The sequence below is a fragment of the Flavicella sp. genome (assembly GCF_029238425.1).
Lineage (GTDB): Bacteria > Bacteroidota > Bacteroidia > Flavobacteriales > Flavobacteriaceae > Flavicella.
The window spans coordinates 1-1,514 of sequence record NZ_JAQWGB010000193.1; the positions used below are offsets into that span (position 1 = coordinate 1).

Sequence of the window (1,514 nt, forward strand, 5' to 3'; positions counted from 1 at the left end):
AAGTTACCAATAGTTTACTGTTATGTGAACTTAATGTTAAGGATAGCTAAAAAAGTTAAAAGATTGTAAAGTAAATCTCCGCATCCTTTATATTGCTTAGTTTTGTTGCACAAGAAAATTGATTCTTTATGAAAACAAATGATATTAAAATACTACTTGTAGATGATGAGCCAGACATTTTAGAGATTGTAGGTTACAATTTAAAAAATGAAGGATATACGGTTCACACTGCTAACAACGGTCTAAAAGCTATTGAAAAAGCGATTAAACACAAACCACATCTGATATTATTAGATATCATGATGCCTGAGATGGATGGTATTGAGGCTTGCGAGAAAATCAGAAATACTGAAGGTTTAGAAAATACAATTATCTCGTTTTTGACTGCTAGAGGGGAAGATTATTCTCAAGTTGCCGGATTTGATGCTGGAGCTGATGATTATATTACCAAACCTGTAAAGCCGAAAATTCTTGTAAGTAAGGTAAAATCTTTACTTAGAAGGGTTAAAGAAAGTTCATCGGACTCAGACCAAACTACTCTGGGAGATATTATTATTGACAGAGAGGCTTATTTGGTTATAAAAAATGGTGAAAAGATTGTGTTGCCTAGAAAAGAATTTGAATTATTTTCTTTGTTAGCTTCTAAACCAGACAAAGTATTCAAAAGAGAAACTATTTTAGATAGAGTTTGGGGGAATGAAGTTGTTGTAGGAGGACGTACTATTGATGTTCACATTAGAAAACTTAGAGAAAAACTAGGCGATAACCTTTTTAAAACCGTGAAAGGTGTAGGTTACAAATTTGTACTGAATGAAAATTAAAAAAACATACGCATTCGCATTTATAACTTCCGTTCTGTTTACTATATTAACAGTCGGAGGTTTTTCTTTTTTATTATATTTTAAATATAATATTATTGATTTTGAATCAACTCTTTACGCTACAGCAATTGTTTTTGCTGTTTTGTTTTTTATACTTCAAAAAAGAGTTGAGCAATTTATTTACAAGCGTGTTTTAAAAATCTATGAAGATGTTTCTCTTTTGGATTTAAACAACTTTAACAAAAGTAGCGTTACACCAGATATTGAGTCCCTGTCTAAAGAAATGCAAAAATTTGCAGAAGACAAACAACTTGAAATCGAATCTTTAAACGAACGTGAAACCTATCGTAGAGAATTTCTAGGAAATGTATCACATGAATTAAAAACTCCTTTATTTACTGTTCAGGGGTATATATTAACTTTGATGGAAGGAGCTGCTGATGATAAAAAAATTAGAGAACGTTATTTAGAAAGAGCGAATATTGGCGTAGAAAGATTAACAGCCATTGTCAAAGATTTAGACATGATTTCTAAATTAGAAAGCAATGATTTAAACTTAACGATCCAGCCTTTTAACTGCTTAGAAATGATTCAAAATGTATTTGAACTGTTTGACATGAAAGTCAAAAAGAAGAACATGACTTTGAGGTTCGACAAATTATACGAATTTCCAATTTTTGTAAAAGGTGATGC

General features: G+C 30.8%; 2 protein-coding genes. Both read left to right on the forward strand.

Annotated elements, in window-relative coordinates; all coding sequences use genetic code 11:
- Positions 1-128: 128 nt before the first annotated feature.
- Complete coding sequence (locus P8H68_RS13225) at positions 129-821, forward strand: response regulator transcription factor (RefSeq protein WP_300326114.1); 693 nt, start codon at positions 129-131, stop codon at positions 819-821.
- Positions 811-1,514: HAMP domain-containing sensor histidine kinase (locus P8H68_RS13230; RefSeq protein ID WP_300326117.1), on the forward strand; the 704-nt coding region annotated here is incomplete at its 3' end. The genes P8H68_RS13225 and P8H68_RS13230, both read left to right, overlap by 11 nt.

Excerpts from the sequence above, each read along its gene's own strand:
- P8H68_RS13225 (WP_300326114.1), top strand. The coding sequence starts at position 129 with ATGAAAACAAATGATATTAAAATACTACTTGTAGATGATGAGCCAGAC.